Below are 23,997 nucleotides of genomic sequence, written 5' to 3' on the forward strand. Positions count from 1 at the left end.
GAAGTCCTACCGCCCCACCATGTCCCACGACAGCGGCGTGCCGCGCGCCAGCGCCCGTGTCGCCGGCCTGCCGGCGACCTCCGGCAGGTGGCGGGGCGCTAGGCCGTGGCCGGGACGGATGGAACGCAGATTGGCCTCGGTGAAGATTTCACCCGCCGCCATGTCCGCCACCACGTACAGCGAGCGGCGGAATTGCAGGTTGCCGCGTTCCGACGGTTTCAGGTCGTAGGACACCCGCCCCAACGCCGCCCAGGCGGTGCGGGCGCCGTCCACCAGCGCCTTCAGTTCGTCGGGCTCCAGCGAGAACGCCGCGTCCGGACCGCCGTCGGCGCGGGCCAGGGTGAAATGCTTTTCGATGAAGCAGGCCCCCAGCGCCACCGCCGCCACCGACACCGCCACGCCCAAGGTATGGTCGGACAGGCCGGCCGCCACCCCGAAGGCCTCGGCCAGATGGGGGATGGTGCGCAGATTGGCGTCCTCCGGCGCGGTCGGATAGCCCGACACGCAATGCAGCAGGATCAGGTCGCGGCAGCCGGCATCGCGGGCCGCCGTCACCGCATCCTGAATCTCGCCCAGATGGGCCAGGCCGGTGGACATGACCAGCGGCTTGCCGGTGGCGGCGATTCGACGCACCAGCGGCAGATCCACCAGTTCGAACGAGGCGACCTTGTAGGCCGGTGCCCCCAGATCCTCCAGCAGGTCGACCGCGGTGGCGTCGAACGGCGACGAGAAGATGGTCAGCCCCAGGGCGTGGGCGTGCTCGAACAGCGGTCGGTGCCACTCCCACGGCGTATGGGCCTCGCGATACAGGTCATGCAGGCTGCGCCCGCTCCACGGTCCGCCCTCGATCACGAAGCCGGGGCCGTCATGGTCGATGGTGATGGTGTCGGCGGTGTAGGTCTGAAGCTTGACCGCGTCGGCGCCCGCCGCCCTGGCCGCGTCCAGCAGCCGGAAGGCGCGGCCGATATCGCCGTTGTGGTTGCCCGACATCTCGGCGACCACATAGGGGGGAACGTCCGGGCCGATGGCGCGGCCGTCGATGGAGATGGTGTTCATGGCGGCAAGTGTAGCCCATCGGACCCAAGGCTTGAAGCCCGGTCGGATCAGACCCGTTCGGGCGCGTCCCAGGGAAACACCAGCCAGGCGTCCTGGGCCATTTCGGCGACGAAGGCATCCACCAGCGGCCTTCCGGCCGGCTTGGCGTAAAGCGTGGCGTAATGGGCGGCCGGCAGCATGGAGCGCACCATGCGCGCCGTGCCGCCGGTATCCACCAGATCGTCAACCACCAGCCAGCCGATGCCGCTGCCCTCGATGCGCTTGATCACCGCCATGTTCTCGCGGGTGCCGTCGCCGTAACTGGCGATGCAGATGGTGTCCACATGGCGAAGGCCAAGCTCGCGCGCCAGGATCGCCGCCGGCACCAATCCGCCCCGCGCCACCGCCACGATGCCCATGAACGGCCCCCTGGCCTTCAGCAGGCGGGCCAGGGCGCGGGAATCGCGGTGAATGTCCTCCCACGACAGGGACAAGGTGGTGGTGAAGGCGGGATCGAGTTCCATCAGGCCTTCTTCCGGTTGACCAGCCAGATTCCCGCCGCCACCAGCACCATGGCGAGGCCGAGCGTCGGCGTGATGCGCTCGTCCAGCAGCCACGCCCCGAACACCATTCCGAACAGCGGCGTCAGGAACGAGAACGCCGACAGCTTGGTGGCGGGATAGCGGGTGATCAGCCAGAACCACGCCAGATACGAGGCGAAGGCCACTCCCACCGCCTGCCACGCCAGCAACGCCCAGACCAGCGGCGTCGGATCGGTGAACCCCTTCTCGCCCAGGGCCAGCGAGGCCAGCGGCAGCAGCGCCGCCGACACCGCCAGCTGATAGAACAGCGTCTTCTCGGCGCTGGCCTTGCCAAGCCGGGTGACCCGCACCAACACCGTGGTGGCGCCCCACATCACCGCCGAGACCAGCAGCATGGAATCGCCCAGCCATTGTTGGCCGCTGGGCAGCGCCAGGGTCTCGGCGAAGGCGGCGACCACGCCGAGGAACGCCAGGACGAGGCCGATGGTCTGCCAACGGTTCAGCCGTTCGGCCGGCACCAGAACGTGCATGCCCACCGCCACCACGAACGGCGCGGTGTAAAGGAACACCACGCCCCGCGACGCGGTGGTATATTCCAGCCCCCAGAAGATCAGGGCGAATTCGCCGGCGAACAGCAGCCCGGCCGCCAGTCCCGCCATCAAGGTTCCGTCGCGGCCGAACAGCGGAATGCCGCGCCACGCCGACCACGCCCACAGCAGCGGCGCGGCGCCGGCGGAGCGCAAGCCCGCCTGCATCACCGGCGAGATGCCGGCATTGGCAAGCTTGGCCGCCACCTGATTGAGCCCCCACAGAATGCACAGCCCCACCATCACGGTCATGGCCAGGGCGTCGAGATGGGCGCGGCGACCGGTCATGGAGCACCCCGCCCGGCGATTGAGAGCGTTTGCAAGATCACGCCACCTCCAGATCGAAGGCGGCGGCCATCAGGGCGCGGGTATAGGCGGTCCGGGGCGCCGAGAACAGTGATTCGGCCGGTCCGGCCTCCACCACCTTGCCGTCCTTCATCACCACCAGATCGTCGGCCAGGGCGCGCACCACCCGCAGGTCGTGGCTGATGAACAGATAGGCGATGGCGTGACGGGCCTGGATGTCGCGCAGCAGATCGACGATCTGGGCCTGGACCGAAACGTCGAGCGCGCTGGTGGGCTCGTCCAGCACGATGAATTTGGGTTTCAGCACCAGGGCGCGGGCGATGGCGATGCGCTGGCGCTGGCCGCCCGAGAATTCATGGGGATAGCGGTGGCGGGAGTCGGGGTCCAGCCCGACCTCCTCCAGCGCCTGGACGATGGCGGCCTCGCGCTCGCCCGGCCCGGCGGCGAGGTGATGGACCTCGAGGCCCTCGCCGACGATCTGGCCCACCGACAGGCGTGGGCTGAGCGAGCCGTAGGGGTCCTGGAACACCATCTGCATCTCGCGGCGCAGCGGCCGCAACGCCCCGGCGCCCATGTCCTGGATCGGCCGACCGCCGAACACGATACCGCCCTCCGATCCGGTCAGGCGCAGCAGCGCCAGCCCCAGCGTGGTCTTGCCCGAGCCGGATTCCCCCACCACGCCGATGGTGCGGCCCCGGCGGACCTCCAGGCTGACGCCATCCACCGCCTTGATGTGGCCGACGGTCTTGCGGAACAGGCCGCCCCTGATGGGGAACCAGACCTTGAGGTCCAGGGCCTCCATCACCATCGGCGCGTCCGGGTCGGAGCCGGCCGGCCGGCCCTTGGGCTCGGCCGCCAGCAGGCGTTGGGTGTAAGGGTGCCGGGGGGTGTCGAACACCTCGGCCACCGGACCGGTCTCGACGATCTCGCCCCGGCACATCACCGCGACCCGGTCGGCCATCTTGCGCACGATGCCGAGATCATGGGTGATGAACAGCAGCGCCATGCCCATCCTGGCCTGCAAGTCCTTCAGCAGCTTCAGGATCTGGGCCTGGATGGTGACGTCCAGCGCGGTGGTCGGCTCGTCGGCGATCAGGATGTCGGGCTGGTTGGCCAGCGCCATGGCGATCATCACCCGCTGGCGCTGGCCGCCCGACAATTCATGCGGCAATGCGTCCAGCCGCTTTTCCACCTCGGGAATCCCCACCATGGCCAGCAATTCCAGCACGCGGGTGCGCAAGGGGGCGCCGCGCAGGCCTTCGTGAATCTCCAGCACCTCGCCCACCTGCGTCTCGATGGAATGCAAGGGATTGAGCGAGGTCATGGGTTCCTGGAACACCATGGAGATGCGGGCGCCGCGCACCGCCCGCAGCGCCGGCTCGGGCGCTCCCACCAGTTCTGTACCGTCGAAGCGGATGCTGCCCCTGGGGTGGCGGGCACGGGGATAGGGCAGCAATTGCAGGATGGAGAGCGCGGTGACCGACTTGCCCGAGCCCGATTCGCCCACCAGGGCCAGGGTCTCGCCACGCGCCAGGGTGAAGGAGACGCCCCGGACCGCCTGGGTGTCGCCGAAGCTGACGGCAAGGTCGTCGACGACCAGGATTGGGGTCACGTCATTCATCCGTTGGTCTTTCGGGGATCGAAGGCGTCGCGCACCGCTTCGCCGACGAAGACCAGCAGCGACAGCAAGGTGGCGACGACGATGAAGCCGGTCAGGCCCAGCCACGGGGCCTGAAGGTTGTCCTTGCCCTGGCGCAGCAGGTCGCCCAGCGACGCCGAGCCCGGCGGCAGCCCCAGGCCGAGGAAATCCAGCGCCGTCAGCGACACGATCGAGGAATTGAGGATGAAGGGCATGAAGGTCAGGGTCGCCACCATGGCGTTGGGCAGGACATGGCGGATCATGATCCGCGAATCCGCCATGCCCAGCGAACGGGCGGCGCGGACATAGTCGAAATTGCGGGCGCGCAGGAATTCGGCGCGGACCACGCCAACCAGATTGGTCCACGAGAACGCCACCAGCACCAGCAGCAGGCTCCAGAAACCCGGCGTGATGATGGAGGCGACGATGATCAGGATCAGCAGTTCCGGCAGCCCGCCCCAGATTTCCAGGAACCGCTGGAACACCAGGTCGACCCGGCCGCCGAAATAGCCCTGCACCGCCCCGGCGGCCACTCCGATCACCGTGCTGACCAGGGTGAGCGCCAGCCCGAAGGCGATGGACAGGCGCAGGCCGTAGATCAGCCGCGCCAGGACGTCGCGGCCATGATCGTCGGTGCCCAGCGGATTGGCGGCGCTGGGAGGCGCCGGATGCGGCCGGCCGGCATCGTAATTGATGGTCTTGTAGTCGAACCGGACCGGCGGCCACAGCGCCCATCCCTTCTCGTCGATCTTGGCGACGATATAGGGATCGCGATAATCGGCATAGGTCAGGAAGTCGCCGCCGAAGGTGACTTCCGGGTAGTCCTTCGCCACCGGAAAATAAAGCGCGCCGTCATAGCCGACCACGATGGGCCGGTCGTTGGCGATCAGCTCGGCGGCCAGGGTGAGGCCGAACACCGCCAGGAATATCCACAGCGACCAGAAGCCGCGCCGGTTGCGGCGGAAGGCATCGAGCCGGCGGCGATCCAGCGGAGTGAGAGTCATGACGCCCTCCCTTGACCCCCTCTCCCGCGATGCGGGAGAGGGAGGGGCCAAAAGCGGAGCTTTGGGAGGGTGAGGGGTTGTATGATACTCTTTTCTCCATGCCCGGCCGACAAGCACGCCAATTGCGATATGTCATGACCGATGCGGAGCGTCGTTTGTGGTCGGCTTTGCGCGGTCGGCGCCTTGAGGGCTGCAAATTCTGCCGCCAGCACCCTCTCGGCCCCTTTGTCCTCGACTTCGCCTGTGTGGCCCATCATCTCGTCGTCGAAGTGGATGGCGGGCAGCACGCAGACAGCGAGGCCGACCGCAGCCGGACGGCGTGGCTGGAAAGCCAGGGGTGGCGCGTAATCCGGTTCTGGAACAACGAGGTGCTCTCGAATATCGATGGCGTCGCCGCGACTATTCTGGCAGCCCTTGAAGCCCCTCACCCTCCCGGCCCTGAAGGGCCGGGCCCCTCCCTCTCCCACTGACGCGGGAGAGGGGATATGGCGAGCCGGGGCCGTCATCCCCCCCTCCCCGAGAAGTCGATGCGCGGATCGACCCAGTGATAGGTGAGGTCGCTGACCAGATTCAGCACGAGGCCCAGCAGGCTGAAGGCGTACAGCGTGCCGAACATCACCGGATAATCGCGGTTGCTGACCGCCTCGAATCCCAGCAGGCCGATGCCGTCCAGCGAGAAGATGATCTCGACCAGAACCGAGCCGGTGAACAGGATGCCCACCAGGGCGCGGGGAAAGCCGGCGACGATCAGCAGCATGGCGTTGCGGAAGACATGGCCGTACAGAACCCGGTTCTCGGCCAGCCCCTTGGCGCGGGCGGTGATGACGTATTGCTTGTTGATCTCCTCCAGGAACGAGTTCTTGGTCAGCATGGTCAGCGAGGCGAAGCCGCCCACCACCAGGGCGGTGACCGGCAGCGCCAGATGCCAGAGGTAATCGGCGGCCCGGGTCAGGAAGGAGGCGCCGTCCAGCCCAGGCGTGGTCAGGCCACGCAGCGGGAACCACGCGAAATACTTGCCGCCGGCGAACACCACGATCAGCAGGATGGCGAACAGGAACCCGGGCACGGCGTAACCGACGATCACCGCCCAGGACGAGGCGATGTCGAGCCTGGAACCGTCGTGACGCGCCTTGTAGATGCCCAGCGGAATCGAAACCAGATAAATGATCAGGGTGCTCCACAGCCCCAGCGACACCGAGACCGGCATCTTCTCGATCACCAGGCCCACCACCGAGACGTCGCGATAGAAACTCTTGCCGAAATCGAAGCGGGCATACTGCCCCAACATCTGGACGAAGCGCTCGTGCGCCGGCTTGTCGAAGCCGAACTGCCGTTCGATCTCCTTGACGAAGGCGGGGTCGAGTCCCTGGGCGCCGCGATAGGCCCCCTGGCCGGACTGGCCGGACTGGACCTTGACGGCCCGGGGCGCGGCGCTTTCACCGCCGGCGGCGCCCGAGACGCGGGCGGTGGCCTCGACATGGGTGCCCTCGACCTTGGCCAGCATCAGTTCCACCGGACCGCCCGGCGCGAACTGCACCACCGCGAAATTGACCAGCATGATGCCGAACAGGGTCAGCGGAATCAGCATCAGCCGGCGAAGGGTATAGGCGATCATCGCGGACGGGCCTGCATGGCAAGACAGATCAAGACGAAAAGCCCCCAGGCGTTGCCGCGAGGGGGTCTGGATACGTGCCCGCCTACGGGCGTCGCGGATATGAACGGACTCTGCGGTATCACCGTCTCAAACGCAATCGCAAATTTGGGAGGAGACGCCCCCCGGCGATCAGGATTCCCGCCGCCGCCCGCCGCCGGCGATGAAGCCGCCGAACAGGGCGCGGGTGAAGCGGGCGAAATCCTCGGGCGTACTGTCGGCTCCCAGGCCGGCGGCCCGCGCCCGCCGGACCAGGGCCAGCACCAAGGCGGCGTCACCGCCGCGGCCGAACATCCGTTCGAACACCGATGCCGGCACCGCGAGGGAGGCCGCCGCCAGCATCACCACCATCTGCTCGGCCGACAGGTCGAGATCGACCATCAGGCGGCGCACCGTTGCCGCCCCGGTCCGGGACAGGCTGTCCGACATCCGCGCCATGGCCGCGGCGTCGGGGTTCGCCAGCGCCGCCCGCAGGCCGGGACTGGCCAGCAGCGGCAGGGCGGCCTCGATCCGGAGAAAGCGGCCGTCGCGGCTCAGCATCTTCCCCGCCGTGACCTTGCCCGGCTGCCCCAGGGGCGCGGTCGGCAATCCGGCCCCGCCGACCACCGGTGCGGTCGTGGTCTCCGCCTCCGCCTCGGCCGGGACCGCCTCGGGCGTGGGCGCGGGTGCGGGCGGCGGGCGGAATCCGGCGCCGGCCGCCGCATCCCGGCTCCACGCTCCCGACAGCATCGCGGCGCGGACGTCACTGCCGCCGTCGATATAGGCCGCCAGATCGCCGGCGTCGCGGAAATCGAGGATGCGGGCGCCCAGCCCCCGCACCTCGGAGGGGATCATGCGGGCATATTGCGGGATGATCGGCACCTGCCAGTCGTGCAGCAGGTAGCGCCTGATGGCGTCGTAGAGCTGGTCCGCCTCGGATCTGGACGCGGCCGGTCCGGCCGTGGCGATCGCCTCGGACCGCCCCATCAGCCAGCGCAGCATGCCGCCGAAGCCGACGGCGGGCGGCGGCGCCAGCCGCGACCGGGCGGTGGCCGACATCGAGGACGGCCCGCCCCGCCTCAGGCGGAAATAGCGCTTGGCCGCCGAGCGGACGATCATGGCGACGGCCTGGTTGACGGTGCGGCCGCAGGCCAGCGGCGTGTTGTCGTTGCTGACAGGAAGACCGCGCCCGTCCACCAGGACGGAGCGGAAGCGCGTCCGGTTGGCCCGAAACGCCAGGCAGCAGCGGTGCAGCAGCGGCAGATCGTTGAGAACCGCCTCGAGGGCGGTGCGGCGGGGCAGGACGGCGAGTTCCGGCACCATCGCCGTCAGCACATCCAGCACCGGACCTGTCAGGGTCTGGCCGACGCGAAGCCGGGCGGCTTCGCCATTGCGGGATGGAAGCGGGTAGGTATGGGCGGCACTCATGGCATCCTCCGGTATCGCTCCCCCTGCTGGACGGTTCTCGGGTTCCCTTTGATTCGCGTGAAGCGATCAGTTCCGATCTCGAATCATAGTTGGATGGTGAGGTATTTTCTGTGGCGCCGGACACAGAATAGACAAAGCCATTCCGGCAGCATCTGAATCAGGACAAGGAATATCCCAGACCGGTTGTCATGCGATCTTGATTGTTCCGACTGTGAAGCGGTTCACACTGTCGCTGTCGATTGCCGCTGGACACTCCGTCTTCTTGACGGCGTGTTATTTCTCGCGTCGCCCCGCCCTGGCGGGATCGACCCACCAGCTGAACAACTGCACCCCGTTGGCCGGCGAGACAGCCGGGCGGCCGAACTTGTCCCACCACGCCAGCCGGTCCTGGCCGAGATGCCAGTGGGGAATGACGAAATGGTTCCACAGCAGCGCCCGATCCAGCGCCCGGGTGCGGGCCACCAGGGTTTCTCTGTCGGGGGCGGCGATCACCTGTTCGATCAGCGCGTCGATGGCCGGGTCCTTGATGCCGGCCAGATTCTGCCCGCCCGGCTGGTCGGCGGACTCGCTGCCCCAGAAGCTGGCCTGCTCGTTGCCGGGCGATTGCGACTGGCCCCAGACCTGCACCACCATGTCGAAATCATAGCTGTCGAGCCGGTTCTTGTACTGGGCGGTATCGACGGTGCGCACGCTGGCGTCGATGCCGAGGCGGGCGAGGTTGCGGGCGAACGGCAGGGTGATGCGCTCCCAGGTCGGCTGCACCAGCAGGATCTCGAAGGCGAACGGCCGTCCGTCCTTGACCAGCTTGCCGTCGACGACCCGCCAGCCGGCCTCTTCCAGCAGTTTCATGGCGATGCGCAGGTTGGGCCGGATATTGCCGTCGCCATCGGTGGCCGGCGGATTGTAGACCCGGGTGAACACCTCGGGCGGCAACTTGTCCCTCAGCGGCTCCAGCACCGTCAGCTCCAGCGGCCCCGGCAGGCCGGAGGCGGCCAGCTCCGAATTGGCGAAGAAGCTGCCGGTGCGCTTGTACTGACCATAGAACAGGGTCTTGTTGGTCCATTCGTAATCGAAGGCGTGGGCCAGGGCGCGGCGCACGCGGGGGTCGGCGAACAGGTCGCGGCGCAGGTTGAAGACGAAGGCCTGCATCCCGGCCGGGCGCTGGTTGGCGATCGCCTCCTTACGGCCGCGCCCGTCCCTCAGCCCTTGCCAGTCCTCGTAGCCGGTGGCCCATTTACGGGCCTCGTTTTCCAGCCGCCAATCGTATTCGCCGGCCTTGAACGCCTCCAGCGCCACGGTGGTGTCGCGGTAGGTGTCGTAGCGGATGCGGTCGAAGTTGTAGAGGCCGCGCCGAACCGGCAGGTCGGCGCCCCAGTAATCCCTGACCCGCTCGTAGACGATATGACGGCCGGTTTCCGAGGCGACGATTCTGTAGGGGCCGCTGCCCAGCGGCGGCTCCAAGGTGGTGGCGGCGAAGTCGCGGCCCTGCCAGTAATGCCGGGGCAGGATGGGAAGCTGGCCGGCGATCAGCGGCAATTCCCGGTTATCGCCCGGCTTGAAGACGAAGCGGACGCGGCGCTCGCCCAGCTTTTCCACCTTGTCCACCGCCGCGTAGTAGAAGCGGTAGCGGGGATGGCCCTTGGCCTTCAGGGTCTCCAGCGAGAACACGACGTCGTCGGCGGTGATGGGCTTGCCGTCATGCCAGCGCGCCCGGGGCCGCAGGTTGAAGATCACCCATGAACGGTCCGCCGGCACCTCGACCGATTCGGCGATCAGGCCGTATTCAGAGAACGCCTCGTCGGCCGAATTGGTCAGCAGGGTCTCGAACGGCAGGTCGGCGCCGCCCGGCGGCTCGCCCTTGACGATGAAGGGATTGAGCGAATCCCAGCCGCCGATCTCGGCCAGCCTCACCTCGCCGCCCTTGGGGGCGTTGGGATCGGCATAGTCGAAATGGCGAAAGCCGGCGGGATATTTCAGATCGCCGTGCATGGCCACGCCGTGGGCCGGCTTCGCCGATGGGAGCGTCGGCGTCTCGGCGAGGGCGGGACAGATCCACAGCAGGGCGGTAGCGGCGAGAATCGGAAGGCGCATGGCCGCGAGTTTGGCGACAATGACGGCGAAGGGCAAGGGGGGCCGTGCCGCCCCATGGCCGCCGGATGCCCATGACCGCCGGACGATTGTCCGGACACCGCCGCTGCGGTATGGTTTGCCATCATCGGACGGGACGTAAAGGACAGCCAGATGAACCGCGATGCTGAGATCAAGGACCTCGCCTACCGCCTGTGGGAGGAAGCCGGCCGCCCCGACGGCCGCGACCAGGAGTTCTGGCTGCGGGCCGAGGCCGGCCTGACCGGAACCGCCCCCCCGGCCAAGCCGGTCAAATCCGGCCCGGCGGCGAAAAAGGCGGCGCCCCCCAGAAAGACCAAGACGAAATAGGCGCGCCCCGGCGCTATTCCGCCGCCGCCGGCTTGTCGGCACGATAAATTTCGGCGCCGTCGCGCACGAATTTCTCGCTCATCTCGGCCATGCCGGCCTCGGCCCGCGCCTCCTCGGCGTTGGCGAAGTCGCGCACTTCCTGGCTGATCTTCATGGAGCAGAACTTCGGCCCGCACATGGAGCAGAAATGGGCCAGCTTGGCGCCCTCGGCCGGCAAATGCTGGTCGTGGAACTGCAAGGCCTTTTCCGGGTCCAGCGACAGGTTGAACTGGTCCTTCCAGCGGAACTCGAAGCGGGCGCGGGAAAGCGCGTTGTCGCGGACCTGGGCGCCGGGATGGCCCTTGGCGAGGTCGGCGGCGTGGGCGGCCAGCTTGTAGGTGACGACGCCTTCGCGCACGTCCTGCTTGTCGGGCAGGCCGAGATGTTCCTTGGGCGTCACGTAGCACAGCATGGCGGTGCCGAACCAGCCGATCATGGCGGCGCCGATGGCGCTGGTGATGTGGTCGTAGCCGGGCGCGATGTCGGTGACCAGCGGCCCCAGGGTGTAGAACGGCGCCTCGCCGCACAGCTCGATCTGCTTTTCCACGTTCTTCTTGATCTTGTGCATGGGCACATGACCGGGACCTTCGATGATGACCTGGCAGTCGTGCGCCCACGCCTTGTGGGTCAGTTCGCCCAGGGTCTCCAACTCGCCGAACTGGGCGGCGTCGTTGGCGTCGGCGATGGAGCCGGGACGCAGGCCGTCGCCCAGCGAGAAGCCGACGTCATAGGCCTTCAGCAGTTCGCAGATATCCTCGAAATGGGTATAGAGGAAATTCTCCTTGTGATGCGCCAGGCACCACTTGGCCATGATCGATCCGCCACGGCTGACGATGCCGGTGGTCCGCTTGGCGGTCAGCGGGATGTAGCGCAGCAGCACGCCGGCATGGATGGTGAAATAGTCCACGCCCTGCTCGGCCTGTTCGATCAAGGTGTCGCGGAAGATTTCCCAGCTCAGGTCCTCGGCCTTGCCGCCCACCTTTTCCAGCGCCTGATAGATCGGCACGGTGCCGATGGGAACCGGGGAATTGCGGATGATCCATTCCCGCGTGGCGTGGATGTGCCGGCCGGTGGACAGGTCCATCACGGTGTCGGCGCCCCAGCGGATCGCCCACACCATCTTCTCGACCTCTTCCTCCACCGACGACGCCACCGCCGAATTGCCGATATTGGCGTTGATCTTGGTCAGGAAGTTACGGCCGATGATCATCGGCTCGGCTTCCGGGTGATTGATATTGGCCGGCAGCACGGCGCGGCCCCTGGCGATCTCGGCGCGGACGAATTCAGGCGTCACCTCGTCGGGAATGTCGGCGCCGAAATCCTCGCCATCGCGGACCAGCGCGGCCTTCATCTCGGCCCGCTTCATGTTCTCGCGGATGGCGACGTATTCCATCTCCGGCGTGACGATGCCGGCCCGGGCATAGGCCAGTTGGGTCGGGGCCTTGCCCGCCTTGGCGCGCAGCGGCCGGAGGCCGGCGCGGTCGAACACCGGCACCGAGATGGTCTCGCCCGGCTTCAGCCCGTCATCCTCGGGACGGTGGGCGCGGCCCTCGTAATGCTCGACGTCGCCGCGCTCCAAAATCCATTGGCGGCGGATGGCCGGCACACCCTTGGCGATATCGACGCTGATGGCCGGATCGGTGAAGGGGCCGGAACAATCGTAGACCCGCACCGGCGCCTCGCCCGAACCGGGGGTCAGGTCGATCTCGCGCATGGCGACCCGGATGTCGGGCCGGGAGCCCTCCACGTAAATCTTGCGCGAACCCGGCAGGGGACCGGAGGTGATCGTGAGGGCGCTATCGGACATGGTCGTGTTCTTTCCACCAAGAGCGAGGGGAAATTCCGACGACGGAAGGCGGGAACGAAGGTTCCGATCCCTTCGCCGGAATGACCCGGATCAGGTTCCAAGGGTCGCCGGGGCGTATTCCGGCCTCTCAGCCCCGCTCCACGGGACTCCCCTTCGGCAAAGGGCAACAGTGGGGCGGTTGGACCGCGAAAGTCAAGCGTCGCAAGACCTTACTTTCCACCGGGCCAACAGCCGATCCGGCGTTTTTCCGCCTCGCGGCAATAGCGATCCACCGCTTCGGCCTCGCCGGTCAGGATCAGGCGGTACCACAGCTTGCCGTCCCTGAAACGCACGGGAACGATCTCGAACTCGAAACCGGGACGCCGCAACCGCCGGATATCGGTCTCGGCGTCGTGGCGCGAGAGGTAGGAGCCAACCTGCGCCCGCACCGTCACCGGCGGATCGACATAGGCGATGGGAGCCTCCGGCCCGGACGGAGGCGGAACGGGCGGGGAGAGAACGGGCGGGGACACGGCGGCGACGGCCTGCCGTTCCAGTTCATCGCGCGCCGGCTTCAGCCCGGCCTCGGCCGCCCGGGTCAGCCAGACCAGCCCCTGGTCGCGGTCGGCGGGCAGGTCGGGACCGCCATTCAGGTAAAGCATGCCCAGATTGTACTGGGCCGCCGGCATGTCGGCATCGGCCGCCATCCGATACCAGGCCAGGGCGGCGTGGCTGTCCCGCTCCACCCCCAATCCCTGGCGGTAGAGGTGGCCGAGATTGCGGGCGGCGTCCATGTCGCCGAAATGGGCGGCCCGTTCCCAGCGGCTGGCGGCTTCCTTGTGATAGCCCTCGTGGAAGGCGGCAAGCCCGTCGTAGAACAGGCCGTCGCGGATGGTCTGGCGAGGGTCGGGCGCCGGCCCGCAGGCGGCAAGCCCGGCCAGCAGCGCCAGCCCAAGCGATCTCCCGATTATGCAGCCGCTCACAGACGTCTCCTCCGGAATGGCGTAGAACCGTTCCATGGTCAGGACCGACCGAACGGAAAAGCGATGATGATGTTCGACCTTACAGATTGGGCGGCGCTGCTGGAAGCCCTGGACGGCAAGACGGCCCCGCCGCCGTCGCTGCCGCCTTTGCCGGAGATCGCCACGGGACCGGCCGCTCCCTTCGTCCTCGCCACCGACGCGCCGCGGCGGCGGCGGCCGGTCCGTCACCGCCCGCCATGCGCCCCCTGCCCGCCGATGCCCCGGTCCCAATAGGGTTCGGGCCCGAAGGTCTCGGCCAGGTGGTTCACGAAGGCGCGAACCTTGGGCGAGAGGTGCCGGTTGTGGGGATAGACGGCGTGAAGCGCCACATCCAGCGGCACGAATTCCTCCAGCACCGGCACCAGCCGCCCGGCCCGGATATCGTCGCCGACGAAAAAGGTGGGCAGGAACGTCAGCCCCTGGCCGGCCAGGGCCATCACCCGCAGCACATCGCCGTTGTCGGCGTGAAAGCGTCCCCGGATCTCCACCGGCGGCAGCGGCCCGTCCGGGGTGGCGAAGCGCCATTCCCACGGATTGACGGCGCTGTGGGACAGGCAGTCGTGCCCGGACAGTTCGGTCGGCGTCCGGGGAACGCCGTGCCGTTCCAGGTAGGCCGGAGCGGCGCACACCACCCGACGGATCGGCGCCAGCCGGCGGGCGATCAGCGACGAATCGGCCAGCCGGCCGATGCGCACCGCCACGTCCCAGCCCTCGTCCACCAGATCGACGTAGCGGTCGGTCATGTTCATGTCCAGCTCGATCTCGGGATAGCGTTCGAGAAAGTCCGGCAGGGCGGCGGCCAGATGGCCGGTGCCGAACGACAGCGGCGCGGTGACCCGCAGACTGCCGCGCGGCACCGCTTGCAGCCGGCTGACCAGCAGGTTGGCCTCGTCCAGGTCGGCCAGAATGCGCTGGCAGCGTTCAAGATAGGCGCGGCCGGCCTCGGTGGGCGACAGCGACCGGGTGGTGCGGTGCAAGAGCCGGACTCCCAGATCGGCCTCCAGCGCCGAGACCTGTCGGCTGACCATGGACTTGGACAGGCCCAGCCGGCGGGCGGCCTCGGAAAAGCTGCCGGATTCCGCCACCCGGACAAAGGCTTGCAGGCCATCGAAGCGCGGCGTCATCCCGGCATCTCCGCATAACGGTTTCGCGGGCCGCATCATGGCGTGTCGGGAAACGGACTTCCATCCCCCTGTTTCGGCGGCTCCGGCCAACGTGATAGACTTCCCCTCCTGGCCAAGGGGAGCGTGCCGATGTCCTACCTGCAATGGACCGAGAATCTCAGCGTCGGCGTGGCGCGGATGGACGAGCATCACAAAAAGCTGGTCGAACTGATCAACACGCTGTTCGACGCCATGAGCGGCGACGCCACCCGCGCCGTCGACACCGTGCTGGGCGACCTGCTGGACTACACCCGCTATCACTTCGCCGAGGAGGAGAAGCTGCTGGCGGCCAGCAACTACCCCGCCCTGGAGGAGCACCAGGCCATCCATCGCGCCATGGTCAAGGAAGTGCTCGACATGCGCCAGCGCTACCAGGACAACCCCGCCAGCGTGCCGGCCGTCGAGGCGCTGGACTTCCTGTCCAAGTGGCTGATGCGTCACATCATCGGCAAGGACCTGCGCTACCGTTCCTACGTGGAGGAATCTTCCGGCTCGTAGATCTGGCGGACGATGAACAGCGGCCGGCCCTTGACCTCGTCGAACACCCGGCCGAGATAGTCGCCGATGATGCCGAGCGTCAGCAATTGCATGCCGCCCAGGAACAGCACCGACACCATGATGGATTCGTAGCCGGGTACGTCGACGCCCCAGACCAGGGTGCGGACGACGCGGATCACGATGTAGACGAAAGCCAGGGTGGAAATGACGGCGCCGATGGCGCCCCAGACCCGCAGCGGAAAATTGGAGAACGAGGTCAGGCCGTCGAAGGCGAAACGCAGCAGTTTCAGCGCGTTGAACTTGGTGGTCCCCGCCGCCCGCTCGCCCTGGCGATAGACGATCTCGGCATGGCGATAGCCGACCCAGGCGAAGATGCCCTTCATGAAGCGGGAGCGCTCGGGCATGCGGTTGATGGTATCGACCACCTTGCGGTCCATCAGGCGGAAATCGCCGACCTCGCGCGGCAGGCTGACATCGGACAGATGATCGAACACCCAGTAGAAGCCCTTGGCGAACAGCCGTTCCGAGGTGGACTGGCCGGTACGGGCGTCGCGCCGGGCGAACACCACGTCCCAACCTTCGCGCCACTTGGCCAGCATGTCGGCGATGGCCTCGGGCGGATGCTGCAAGTCGGCGTCCATGGGCACCACCGCCTGCCCGCGCGAATGGAACAGGCCGGCCGACAAGGCCTTTTCCTTGCCGAAATTGCGCGAAAGATCGATGACCCGCAGTGCCGGCTCGGCCTTGCGCACCTCCAGCAGGCGCTCCAGCGTATCGTCCCTGGAGCCGTCGTTGACGCAAATCACCTCGAAGCTGACCGCCAGCCCGCGCAGCACCGGCAGCAGGCGAGCGAACAGCAGCGGGACGTTCTCGCCCTCGTTGTAACAAGGAATGATCACCGACAGGACCGGCACCGCCGCAGTTCCGCTCATCACCACCCCCCCCCAGACCCAGACCGCTCACAGCATGGCACCGCCGGAGGCAGGCGGCAATCCGGGCGTGATCGAGGCGCATAGCGGCCCCAGCCGCCGGAACGATTCGGCCAAGGTGGCGAGAATGGCCGCCAGCCCGGCCCCGGCCGCGTCCCCGTCCAGGCGCGAGGCGTGGTAATGGGCCGCCGCCAGGGCGCCCTGGACCTGCCCGACCAGGATGCGGAAGGCCGCCTTGGCAATGTCGTCGCCGGTCTCCAGCGCCGACAGCAGGGCGATGATCCGCAGGCAGGACGCCGCCATCGCCCGCTGCGCCGTCGCGCCGGCGGGCGGCGGGGCCGCCAGCGCCTGCTGGCAGCCGTCGAGAAAGCTGGCGATGACCTCCCCCAGCCGGACCAGGTCGGCCGGCCGCGACCGGTCGCCGTCGCAGCGGGTAAGCGCCGCCAGGGCCCGCTCCAGGTCCTCGCCCTGGCCGACGGGAGCCGGCGCGAGGTCGATGCCCTCCGCCGACAGCGGCGTGGTCTGGGCGATCAGGGCGCCGTCCGAGCAGTTCATCACCCGTGCCCCGTCGCCCCCCTTGATGGCGTTGGCGACCGAGACCCGCCCCCAGTCCAGCAGCCAGCCGGTCATCACCTGGCCGCCGAAATTCCCGGGAACCGGCATGTCGAAGTCGTAGGGGGTATAGGTCGCCATCTCGGCCTCGTCCTTGTAGGTGAAGTAGACCGAGTGCCGCGAGTGATGGCGGTCGGGGTCCTTGGCCCCGAAGTCCAGTCCGAACAGGTAGATTTCACGAAATCCCAGCGACAGGGCGCAATGAACCGCCGTATTGCCCGAGGTCGGCTCGGCGAAGGACGAGGTTTCGGCGCCGTCGGCGTAGAACACCGTCGAACTGACATAGGAACGGTAGAAATAGACCGTCCGGCCGAAACAGGGGGAAATGCGCGGATCGACGGTGGGCGAGGCGTACAAGGTGATGTCCGACAGGCCGAAACGCCGCGACAGGTCCTCGGCCACCGGCCCCAGCCCGGCGCCGTTCTCCAGTTCGCAGTGGATGTCCGGGCGGATGCCGTGCTCCAGCAGCACCTTCAGCGCGCTGCTGGCGGAAATCAGCACCACGTCGCGGCGGCAGCGGCGGATATCCTCCATGTCGGCGTCCAGCGACGGCCCGGCCCCGACCACGAAGGCCGGCAACACCCGGCTGCTGGCGACGCGGGCTTCTTGAAGCAGGAAGCCGGGCCGGGCGAAATTGGCGGAATTGTTGACCATCATGGTCAACTGGTCCTCGATCCAGCCCGACGACATCGACATGGCCCGGCACTGGTTGAGCAATTGCTCGGCGAGGGCGGTCAGATCCGGCGACTGGTAGTGAAGATAGAAATACGAGCCGTCGAGAAACGGGTAATGGGGACCGCGCAGCAGCTTGATGATCTGGACGAAGGGGTTGGCGCCGCGAACGAAGCGTATCTCGCGGCCGTCGCGCGACAGATCCTGAAACAGCCGCTGCCAGTCCATGGCGTGCAGGCTGTGAGCCAGCAATTCATCGTGGGGCTCGACCACGATCATGGTCCGGAACGCCATGCGTTCGGCCAGCAGCCGCAGGTGATGCCCCAGCCCGACCCCCAGCACCACCAGGAATCCGCCGAACGGCCCCGGCTCCGCCGCCGCCGGGAAACCGTCCGCCACCCGGCGCAAGGCCCGGGTGACCCGGTTCAGCTCGACGCAGTCCTCGATGACGTCGGCGGGGGCGAGGCGGAAACGGGACGGATTGTCCAGATAGCCGGCCACCTGCTGCTCGGCGGCCCGGCGGCCTCCCGCCGGATAGAACAGCCGGCCGCCGCCGATGTCGATGTTGAGATCGCCGCCGTCATCCATCACCAGGCGGCTGGTGGGGACGATCCTCTCCAGGTCGCGGACCAGGGAGGCATGGCCACGGGCCAGGGCCTTGATGTTGCCCTTGACGCGGTCACGGTTCTGATAGGCGCTGGAAGGGGCCATGAGCTGCTTTCGGAAAAATCGTCCAAGATCGCCAGAGTAGCGATTCGCCGGCTCCGATCAAGGTGAAGCGATCCCGCCGTTTCAGCGTGACATCGGCCCAGATGGCCTTATCATTGGTCCCCTCATGTCCACGTCCAGCGACACCCCTGCGAACAGGCCCATTCCCAGGACTCCGGCGCCCCCGCGAACGGTGGGGGTGTTTCATGGCCTGTCGTTCAAGCAGGCCGTCGCCACCCTGGCGATCGCCCTGGGACTGGGGCTGGCGGCGGGGGCCTGGGACCTGTGGTCCGATCTTCACCAGCTGCGCCGCGAGGTGCGGGAGCACACCACCGCCAACATGGCGCTGGTGCGCGGTCTGGCGGTGGAATCCGCCTACATGCTGAGCAGTGACCTCGCCGGCGAGGTGGTGGCCGGCCTGATGCAGGACCCGCTGGCGGCCGAGGCACGGCTGTCCGACAATTTCGGCGACGTGCTGGGCCGGATGGAACGCCCCGCCACTCCGACGTCGTTTCCCGCTCTCAGCCAGCGGCTGTTCGGCGACATGGTCTCCTATGCGCGGGTCCTGCAAACCCAGCAGCGCGGAACCACCATCGACGTCGGGCGGCTGGAGGTGCGGCTGGACGCCGGGGGTCTGATGCGGCGCTATCTCGACCACGTTGCCGCCAGCGCCACCGCCGGCGCCGCCCGCACCGTCCTGCTGTGCCTGCTGGTGGTGGCGGTGTTCTACGTCCTGATCACCAAGCCGCTGCTGCGCATCACCTCGGCCATCGCCCGCGTCGATCCGGCCCGGCCGGGGGCCTTCCCCATCGAGTTGCCGCGCCGCCACGAGGGCGACGAGCTGGGATTGCTGGTCAACACCGTCAACGCCCTGCTGGCGGAATCGCAGCGCGGCCTCGGCCAGCGCGACGCCGCCGAGGCGGAGCTGGCGGCGCTGGCCCGCGACCTGGAACGCCGGGTCGAGGACCGCACCGCCGAACTGTCGCGGGAAAAGGCGGTGGTGGAGCGGGCCAACGCCGAACTGGAAAAGGCCCACCGCCACATCTCGGACGGCATTCACTACGCCAGCCGGATTCAGACGGCCCTGCTGCCCGACCCCATGGCGCTGGACGGGGTGGTGGACGACATCGTCATCGGCTGGCGCCCCTTCGACATCGTCGGCGGCGATTACTACTGGACCGGCACGTTCGGCGACAAGGCGGTGATCGGCGTGATGGACTGCACCGGCCACGGCGTGCCCGGCGCCTTCATGACGGCGGTGGTTTCGTCGATCCTGGCCCGCGTTCTGCACCACCACGGGCACGACGATCCGGCGGTGATCCTGGCGCAGCTCAACGTGCTGGTGAAGGCGGCGTTGCGCCAGGACCGCGCCGACGCCCCCGCCGACGACGGCCTCGACGCCGCCATCTGCGTGCTGGACCGTTCGCGCCGCAAGGTGACCTTCGCCGGTGCCCACCTGCCGCTGATGGTGTGGTCCAACGGCGCCATGCGGGTGATCCGGGGAGACCGCCGCAGCCTGGGCTACCGCGATTCCCCCGCCGATGCGGATTTCACCCGCCACGACCTGACGGTCGCCCCCGGCGACACCTTCTACCTTTACACCGACGGGCTGATCGACCAGATGGGAGCCGATACCCGGCGGCTGTTCGGACGGCGGCGGTTGCAGGACTGCCTTTCCGCCCATGCCCACCTGCCGCTAGACCAGCAGAAGGACCGGCTGTTCGCCACCCTGGATTCCTGGCGGGGCGATCAGGGCTGGCGCGACGACATGACCTTCATCGCCTTCCGCCCGAATTTTTGCTAGACTGGGGGCTCGTTCGGAAAAGGATATCCGATGGACCCCGTCCTGCCCGCCGCCACATCCGGTTCGCTGTTCGCGATTCAGCGGGTCCAGTCGGGCCAGGATCGCTTTCAGCGCCAACTGACCACCGGCCGGACCGCCGAATCGCCCTCCACCGGCGATGCCCGCGCCTTTGTCCTGGCCCAGGGGCTGCTGGAACGGTCGGGCAACCTGTCCCAGGTCGGCACCGCCGTCGGCCAGGGCATCGGCGCCCTGCAAGCCGCCGGCAACGGCATCGACGCCATCTCCCGCGTGGTCGACCAGTTGAAGGGCATCGCCCGGCAGGCCCAGGCCGCGTCCGATCCGGCCGAGCAGTCGCGGCTGGAGGAACAGTACAACACCCTGCGCGGCCAGATCGACGCCATCGCCGGGGACGCCTCCTACAACGGCGTCAACCTGATCAAGTCCGGTCCCGACACCCTGTCCATCGGCGCCGCCGGAATCGATGTCGACGGTATCGCCTCGGACAGCGCCGCGCTGGGCATCACCGCCGCCTCGGGCTGGTCCGGCAATCCCGCCGGCATCGAGGCCGATCTGGCCGGTCTCGACCAGGCCGGCCTAGCCCTGCGCTCGGTCGCTTCCGAATTGGGCGGCAGCACCACCCGATTGCAGATCGCCGCCGAGGTCGTCCAGACCCAGGCGGCCATTGCCCGCCAGGGCGCCGACCGGTTGACCGCCGCCGATATCAACGAGGCCGCCGCCAGCGTCCAGTCGGCGGAGACCTATCGCCAGCTGGGGCTGGCGGCGCTGCGCAACGCCGGCGAAAGCCAGGACGCGGTGCTGGGGCTGTTCACGCGCCCATAGGGCCGTCCCCGTCGAGCGGATCGCCGGGACCGGCGCCGGGCGCGTGTTTACCGCTTTTCCTGGCGGTGGAAATCAGGGTAAACCTGGGACCTTCTCTTCAGGGGGTGCCCCATGGCCTTGCCCAGCGATATTCTCGATTGTCCCCATTGCAACGAGGCCAGCCGCCACCGCATCCATTCCTATGGCGACGGCACGGCGGTGGTGTGGTGCGGATCGTGCCACAATCCGCGCGAATTGCTGCTGGCCAACCTGCACCGGCGCGAGCGCTCCAGGGCCGACGCCGCCGCCGAGTGATACCGCCCCGACGGCGATCCCATTGAAAAAGGCGCCGGATCGCTCCGGCGCCTTTTACCCGTCCGGCCGAAGCCGCGAGCCCACTTATTCCAGACGTCCCAGCGAACGGGCCAGAACCAGATAGAGCTTGCCCACCTCCGACGAGGTGAAGGTCCCGGTCAGCACGTCCATGTGGTCGGAGTTGCGGGCCTGCGACAGCAGGGATTCGAACTCGGCCAGATAGCGGGTGACGTATTCGCGGAAATCGCCGTCGTCCTCGAACTTGTTCTTGATGGACGCCATCTGGTGCTTGTCGAGATTCTTGAGAATCTTGCGCACGAAGATGCTCTGGTCGCCGGCATGGAAATCGCGCCATGCCTTCTCGTCGATATTGGCGTTGAAGATGCGGCCGATATCCACCGACAGGGATTGCAGCTTCTCGACGATGAAGGCGGCGTTCTGGAGGAAATGCTCCACCGAGGCCTGGGCGCGGCGCTCCTCCATCTGCTGGGCCCTGATCTCGGCCAGCTTGGAGGCGTTGACGAGTTCGTCCACCTGACGCGAGAAGCTGCCGGCGAAGCTTTCCGCCTGCTGGGAGAGGCGGTCGCCGGTGATGCCGAGGTCGTTGGACTTGGTCCGCACCATCTCGAAGGCGGCTTCCAGCTTGGCGGTGGTCCGCTCGGTGGAATCCTGCAATTCGGTGGCGTGGCGGCGCAGGCCGTCGCCGGCGGCGCGCACCTGGGCGGTGATGCGCTCCGACGACGCGGTCAGGTCGCGGATGCCGGCCCGCAGCATGTCGCCGGCGGCGGTGACCTGGGCCGCGGTCTTGTTGGAGGTTTCCTCGAAATCACGGCTGATGGTGCGCAAGGAATCGCCGGCGGTCTGCGACTGGGCAAACACCTGCTGGGCCGCCTCGCCCAGTTCGACGGCGTTCTGCTGGATGGCCTGGCCGAACGCCTTCAGCACGTCGGTGGAATCGTCGGCGACACGGGCCAGGGACTGGGCCTGCACCCGCAGGCTTTCGCCGACGCCGCCCACCGAGGCCTCGGCCTGATCGGCGGAGACCACCACCTGTTCGGTCTGCTTGCGCAGCACCTCGGTGGCGGCGCGCACCCGCGAGCTGAGCTGTTCGGCCACATGGGTCAACTGTTCCGACCGCTTCTCCAGCACCTCGGAAACACCGCCGGTCTCGGCGATGGCGTGGGTGGCGGCGGTGCCGACGTCGGTGGCGCGCTGACGCAGGTTCTCGCCCACCGCCTCCAGTTCGACGCCGACCCGGCTCGACATCGCGATAAGATCGTTGGTGCCCTGGCGCAGGGTGTCGGCGATGGTCTTGACCTTGCCCATCACCTGGTCGGACGTCGCGATAAGATGGCGCGACTGCTGATTGAGCGAGGCTTCCGACAGCTTGGACTGGGTCGAGACCACGTTGGCGGCGTCGGCCAGCTCGTCGGCCTGCTTCCGAAGCGACTGGCGGATGGCCTCGGCCTGGGCGGCGGCGCGCTCGGCCCCCTTGCTGAGGTCCTCGATATGCAGGCGGACGGTCTCGGAGATTTCACGGCCGCGGGCGGTCATCTGGTCGGATGCCGCCGACAGGGCGCGGGTCTGGGCCTGGAAGCCCTCGCCGGTTTCGCGGATGCGGGCCAGGGCGCGTTCGACGGCGGCATCGACGTCGTCGCGGCGCTGGGCGAACACCTCGCCCACCGCACCCATCTGGGCGGTGGCGTCGTCGCCGGCGGTCTTGAGATTCTCGGTATGGCGCGCCAGCACGTCCTCGATCTCGCGGAAGCGGCCCATGGCCTGATCCGAGGCCGAGACCAGCTCGCGCGACTGAACCCCCAGCGCCTCCTCGACGATCTTGACGCGCGACAGCACGCGCTCGGTGATCTGGTCGAGGCCGGTGGCCTGCTGCTGCAACGACGCCGAGATGCGGCCGGTCTGCTCGGCCAGACGCTCGGCGGCGAGGTCGAGATCGGTGTTCTGGCGGGTGAACAGCGTCTCCAGCGCGTCGACGCGCTCGGCCAGGGCGGTGGCGACCACCTCGGTCCGGTTGGTGGCCTGCTCGGCGGCGCTGCCCAACTGAGAGGCCTGGCGCTCGAACATGGTGACCACCTGCTCGGCGCGGGCCACGGCGGCCTGCGAGGTGCGGTCCAGCGCCTCGGCCTGGCCGCGGACCTGCTCGGCCACCACGTCGGCGCGGGAGGCGGCGCGGGCCGACGTGGTGTCGATGGCCTCGATCTGGCCACGCAGCAGGTCGCCGAAGTCGCGGATGCGATTGGCCGAGGCCTCGGTGACGGTGTTGAGATCCTGGGTCTGAATGCGCAGCAGGTGCTCGACCTCGCGGGCGCGGGCGGTGGCGGTGTCGGCCGCCTGGGTCAGTTGCACCACCTCCTGGCGCAGGGCCTCGACCGCCGACTGGGCCTCGCTGTTGACGCGGCCGACCACGCCGGTCATGGCCTCGACCTGGGCGGCCAGCATGTCGCGGATGGCCTCGCCCTTGGCGGCGGCCCCGGCGGAGGCGCGCGTCAGTTCCTCGGCCTGGAACCGCAGCGACTCGGCGATGGCGGAAACCCGCGCGTCTGCCCCCTCGGCGGGATAGGTGAGGCGGGCCAGATGCCGGTTGATGTCGGCGGAAGCCGACCGCAGGTCGCGCCCGCGATCGAGATAGGCCACCACCAGCCACAAAAAGGCCAGCGGCACGAAGGCGGCGCCGGCCAGCCCGCCCACTTCCTGGGGCTGCATGAAGACCATGTTGGCCCAGCCGATGGCGGTGTCGCCATACCAGCCGCACAGCCCGAGCCAGGCCGCGGACAGCACCAGGGCGACACCCTGGACCACGCGCCCCCCGCCCGAGGCGGGGGAAGGCTGGAGAGAGGCCACCGGGGCCGGTCTCGAATCGGAGGAAGGCGGAATGGTGGGGGACACCGTGTCCGTCGCCGCCGGAGCCGCTCCCGCTCCCTGCTCCTCGGTCTCGCCTCTGGTCATCGTCGTATCGCCCATGAGTCCGCCTTGAACATCAGAATTGCAGATACCGTCACCGTCGG

General features: G+C 68.2%; 21 protein-coding genes and 1 riboswitch. Of the genes, 7 read left to right on the top strand and 14 right to left on the bottom strand.

Going from position 1 to position 23,997, the window contains the following annotated elements; all coding sequences use genetic code 11:
- Positions 1-6 precede the first annotated feature (6 nt).
- The 5 genes from pseI to MTBSS4_RS12915 are packed head-to-tail and all read right to left on the bottom strand — an operon-like array spanning position 7 to position 5,113.
- Positions 7-1,056, bottom strand: a complete 1,050-nt coding sequence (gene pseI, locus MTBSS4_RS12895; protein WP_173983810.1) for a pseudaminic acid synthase — start codon at positions 1,054-1,056, stop codon at positions 7-9.
- Positions 1,057-1,103: 47 nt separating this feature from the next.
- Positions 1,104-1,559, bottom strand: coding sequence for a xanthine phosphoribosyltransferase (gpt, locus tag MTBSS4_RS12900; protein ID WP_173983811.1), 456 nt, complete (start codon positions 1,557-1,559; stop codon positions 1,104-1,106).
- Positions 1,559-2,452: a DMT family transporter gene (locus tag MTBSS4_RS12905; protein ID WP_173983812.1), complete on the bottom strand. Its 894-nt coding sequence runs from the start codon at positions 2,450-2,452 to the stop codon at positions 1,559-1,561. The genes gpt and MTBSS4_RS12905 overlap by 1 nt, the downstream gene beginning before the upstream one ends.
- A gap of 37 nt (positions 2,453-2,489) precedes the next feature.
- On the bottom strand, positions 2,490-4,091 hold the full coding sequence (locus MTBSS4_RS12910; protein WP_173983813.1) for an ABC transporter ATP-binding protein: 1,602 nt from the start codon (positions 4,089-4,091) through the stop codon (positions 2,490-2,492).
- Complete coding sequence (locus tag MTBSS4_RS12915) at positions 4,088-5,113, bottom strand: ABC transporter permease (protein ID WP_173983814.1); 1,026 nt, start codon at positions 5,111-5,113, stop codon at positions 4,088-4,090. Before MTBSS4_RS12915 ends, MTBSS4_RS12910 begins: the two co-directional genes overlap by 4 nt.
- Before the next feature lie 98 nt (positions 5,114-5,211).
- Between MTBSS4_RS12915 and MTBSS4_RS12920 the strand changes: the two genes are divergently transcribed.
- On the top strand, positions 5,212-5,583 hold the full coding sequence (locus MTBSS4_RS12920; protein WP_173983947.1) for an endonuclease domain-containing protein: 372 nt from the start codon (positions 5,212-5,214) through the stop codon (positions 5,581-5,583).
- 32 nt (positions 5,584-5,615) lie between these two features.
- On the opposite strand, the gene MTBSS4_RS12925 is transcribed toward MTBSS4_RS12920, so the two are convergent.
- From MTBSS4_RS12925 to MTBSS4_RS12935, 3 genes are all read right to left on the bottom strand, one after another.
- On the bottom strand, positions 5,616-6,728 hold the full coding sequence (locus MTBSS4_RS12925) for a microcin C ABC transporter permease YejB (protein WP_173983815.1): 1,113 nt from the start codon (positions 6,726-6,728) through the stop codon (positions 5,616-5,618).
- 168 nt (positions 6,729-6,896) lie between these two features.
- Complete coding sequence (locus MTBSS4_RS12930; protein ID WP_173983816.1) at positions 6,897-8,171, bottom strand: hypothetical protein; 1,275 nt, start codon at positions 8,169-8,171, stop codon at positions 6,897-6,899.
- Between the two features lie 273 nt (positions 8,172-8,444).
- Positions 8,445-10,262 carry an extracellular solute-binding protein gene (locus tag MTBSS4_RS12935; protein ID WP_173983817.1) on the bottom strand — a complete coding sequence of 606 codons (1,818 nt, stop codon included), beginning with the start codon at positions 10,260-10,262 and terminating at the stop codon, positions 8,445-8,447.
- Positions 10,263-10,412: 150 nt separating this feature from the next.
- Between MTBSS4_RS12935 and MTBSS4_RS12940 the strand changes: the two genes are divergently transcribed.
- Positions 10,413-10,607, top strand: coding sequence for a DUF2934 domain-containing protein (locus tag MTBSS4_RS12940; protein WP_173983818.1), 195 nt, complete (start codon positions 10,413-10,415; stop codon positions 10,605-10,607).
- A gap of 13 nt (positions 10,608-10,620) precedes the next feature.
- Here the strand turns inward: MTBSS4_RS12940 and thiC are convergent, their stop codons facing one another.
- Positions 10,621-12,453, bottom strand: a complete 1,833-nt coding sequence (gene thiC / locus MTBSS4_RS12945) for a phosphomethylpyrimidine synthase ThiC (protein ID WP_173983819.1) — start codon at positions 12,451-12,453, stop codon at positions 10,621-10,623.
- Between the two features lie 50 nt (positions 12,454-12,503).
- A riboswitch (TPP riboswitch) is annotated at positions 12,504-12,616 on the bottom strand.
- A gap of 46 nt (positions 12,617-12,662) precedes the next feature.
- Complete coding sequence (locus MTBSS4_RS12950) at positions 12,663-13,415, bottom strand: SPOR domain-containing protein (RefSeq protein ID WP_254432530.1); 753 nt, start codon at positions 13,413-13,415, stop codon at positions 12,663-12,665.
- Between the two features lie 63 nt (positions 13,416-13,478).
- On the opposite strand from MTBSS4_RS12950, the gene MTBSS4_RS12955 reads away from it, so the two are divergent.
- Positions 13,479-13,688, top strand: a complete 210-nt coding sequence (locus MTBSS4_RS12955; RefSeq protein WP_173983821.1) for a hypothetical protein — start codon at positions 13,479-13,481, stop codon at positions 13,686-13,688.
- On the opposite strand, the gene MTBSS4_RS12960 is transcribed toward MTBSS4_RS12955, so the two are convergent.
- Entirely contained in the window at positions 13,640-14,578 is a 939-nt protein-coding gene (locus MTBSS4_RS12960) for a LysR family transcriptional regulator (RefSeq protein WP_173983822.1), read from the bottom strand. The two genes, MTBSS4_RS12955 and MTBSS4_RS12960, sit on opposite strands and share 49 nt — an antisense overlap.
- Before the next feature lie 129 nt (positions 14,579-14,707).
- Between MTBSS4_RS12960 and MTBSS4_RS12965 the strand changes: the two genes are divergently transcribed.
- A complete protein-coding gene (locus MTBSS4_RS12965) occupies positions 14,708-15,115 on the top strand; it encodes a bacteriohemerythrin (protein ID WP_173983823.1) in 408 nt (135 codons plus the stop codon).
- Here the strand turns inward: MTBSS4_RS12965 and MTBSS4_RS12970 are convergent.
- Positions 15,088-16,047, bottom strand: coding sequence for a glycosyltransferase family 2 protein (locus MTBSS4_RS12970; protein ID WP_173983824.1), 960 nt, complete (start codon positions 16,045-16,047; stop codon positions 15,088-15,090). The two genes, MTBSS4_RS12965 and MTBSS4_RS12970, sit on opposite strands and share 28 nt — an antisense overlap.
- Before the next feature lie 27 nt (positions 16,048-16,074).
- A complete protein-coding gene (locus MTBSS4_RS12975; protein WP_173983825.1) occupies positions 16,075-18,039 on the bottom strand; it encodes a 6-hydroxymethylpterin diphosphokinase MptE-like protein in 1,965 nt (654 codons plus the stop codon).
- A gap of 190 nt (positions 18,040-18,229) precedes the next feature.
- On the opposite strand from MTBSS4_RS12975, the gene MTBSS4_RS12980 reads away from it, so the two are divergent.
- From MTBSS4_RS12980 to MTBSS4_RS12990, 3 genes are all read left to right on the top strand, one after another.
- Positions 18,230-19,840 (top strand): SpoIIE family protein phosphatase, encoded by a 1,611-nt coding sequence (locus tag MTBSS4_RS12980; RefSeq protein WP_254432531.1) that lies wholly within the window; start codon positions 18,230-18,232, stop codon positions 19,838-19,840.
- Between the two features lie 30 nt (positions 19,841-19,870).
- Positions 19,871-20,680, top strand: coding sequence for a flagellin (locus tag MTBSS4_RS12985; RefSeq protein ID WP_173983827.1), 810 nt, complete (start codon positions 19,871-19,873; stop codon positions 20,678-20,680).
- 111 nt (positions 20,681-20,791) lie between these two features.
- The gene (locus MTBSS4_RS12990; protein WP_173983828.1) at positions 20,792-20,974 is read left to right on the top strand and encodes a hypothetical protein; all 183 of its coding nucleotides are present in this window, start codon (positions 20,792-20,794) and stop codon (positions 20,972-20,974) included.
- A gap of 84 nt (positions 20,975-21,058) precedes the next feature.
- On the opposite strand, the gene MTBSS4_RS12995 is transcribed toward MTBSS4_RS12990, so the two are convergent.
- A complete protein-coding gene (locus tag MTBSS4_RS12995) occupies positions 21,059-23,938 on the bottom strand; it encodes a hypothetical protein (protein WP_254432532.1) in 2,880 nt (959 codons plus the stop codon).
- Between the last annotated feature and the right edge of the window lie 59 nt (positions 23,939-23,997).

Source organism: Magnetospirillum sp. SS-4, from assembly GCF_902729425.1.
Taxonomy (GTDB): domain Bacteria; phylum Pseudomonadota; class Alphaproteobacteria; order Rhodospirillales; family Magnetospirillaceae; genus Phaeospirillum.

What these genes read in the sequence shown, in the direction of transcription:
- MTBSS4_RS12925 (WP_173983815.1), bottom strand. Translation starts at nt 6,728, where the DNA reads ATGATCGCCTATACCCTTCGCCGGCTGATGCTGATTCCGCTGACCCTG.
- MTBSS4_RS12975 (WP_173983825.1), bottom strand. Translation starts at nt 18,039, where the DNA reads ATGGCCCCTTCCAGCGCCTATCAGAACCGTGACCGCGTCAAGGGCAAC.
- MTBSS4_RS12970 (WP_173983824.1), bottom strand. Translation starts at nt 16,047, where the DNA reads ATGAGCGGAACTGCGGCGGTGCCGGTCCTGTCGGTGATCATTCCTTGT.
- MTBSS4_RS12990 (WP_173983828.1), top strand. Translation starts at nt 20,792, where the DNA reads ATGGCCTTGCCCAGCGATATTCTCGATTGTCCCCATTGCAACGAGGCC.
- MTBSS4_RS12905 (WP_173983812.1), bottom strand. Translation starts at nt 2,452, where the DNA reads ATGACCGGTCGCCGCGCCCATCTCGACGCCCTGGCCATGACCGTGATG.
- MTBSS4_RS12910 (WP_173983813.1), bottom strand. Translation starts at nt 4,091, where the DNA reads ATGAATGACGTGACCCCAATCCTGGTCGTCGACGACCTTGCCGTCAGC.
- MTBSS4_RS12995 (WP_254432532.1), bottom strand. Translation starts at nt 23,938, where the DNA reads ATGACCAGAGGCGAGACCGAGGAGCAGGGAGCGGGAGCGGCTCCGGCG.
- MTBSS4_RS12935 (WP_173983817.1), bottom strand. Translation starts at nt 10,262, where the DNA reads ATGCGCCTTCCGATTCTCGCCGCTACCGCCCTGCTGTGGATCTGTCCC.
- MTBSS4_RS12960 (WP_173983822.1), bottom strand. Translation starts at nt 14,578, where the DNA reads ATGACGCCGCGCTTCGATGGCCTGCAAGCCTTTGTCCGGGTGGCGGAA.
- pseI (WP_173983810.1), bottom strand. Translation starts at nt 1,056, where the DNA reads ATGAACACCATCTCCATCGACGGCCGCGCCATCGGCCCGGACGTTCCC.
- MTBSS4_RS12940 (WP_173983818.1), top strand. Translation starts at nt 10,413, where the DNA reads ATGAACCGCGATGCTGAGATCAAGGACCTCGCCTACCGCCTGTGGGAG.
- thiC (WP_173983819.1), bottom strand. Translation starts at nt 12,453, where the DNA reads ATGTCCGATAGCGCCCTCACGATCACCTCCGGTCCCCTGCCGGGTTCG.
- gpt (WP_173983811.1), bottom strand. Translation starts at nt 1,559, where the DNA reads ATGGAACTCGATCCCGCCTTCACCACCACCTTGTCCCTGTCGTGGGAG.
- MTBSS4_RS12920 (WP_173983947.1), top strand. Translation starts at nt 5,212, where the DNA reads ATGCCCGGCCGACAAGCACGCCAATTGCGATATGTCATGACCGATGCG.
- MTBSS4_RS12955 (WP_173983821.1), top strand. Translation starts at nt 13,479, where the DNA reads ATGATGATGTTCGACCTTACAGATTGGGCGGCGCTGCTGGAAGCCCTG.
- MTBSS4_RS12930 (WP_173983816.1), bottom strand. Translation starts at nt 8,171, where the DNA reads ATGAGTGCCGCCCATACCTACCCGCTTCCATCCCGCAATGGCGAAGCC.
- MTBSS4_RS12915 (WP_173983814.1), bottom strand. Translation starts at nt 5,113, where the DNA reads ATGACTCTCACTCCGCTGGATCGCCGCCGGCTCGATGCCTTCCGCCGC.
- MTBSS4_RS12985 (WP_173983827.1), top strand. Translation starts at nt 19,871, where the DNA reads ATGGACCCCGTCCTGCCCGCCGCCACATCCGGTTCGCTGTTCGCGATT.
- MTBSS4_RS12965 (WP_173983823.1), top strand. Translation starts at nt 14,708, where the DNA reads ATGTCCTACCTGCAATGGACCGAGAATCTCAGCGTCGGCGTGGCGCGG.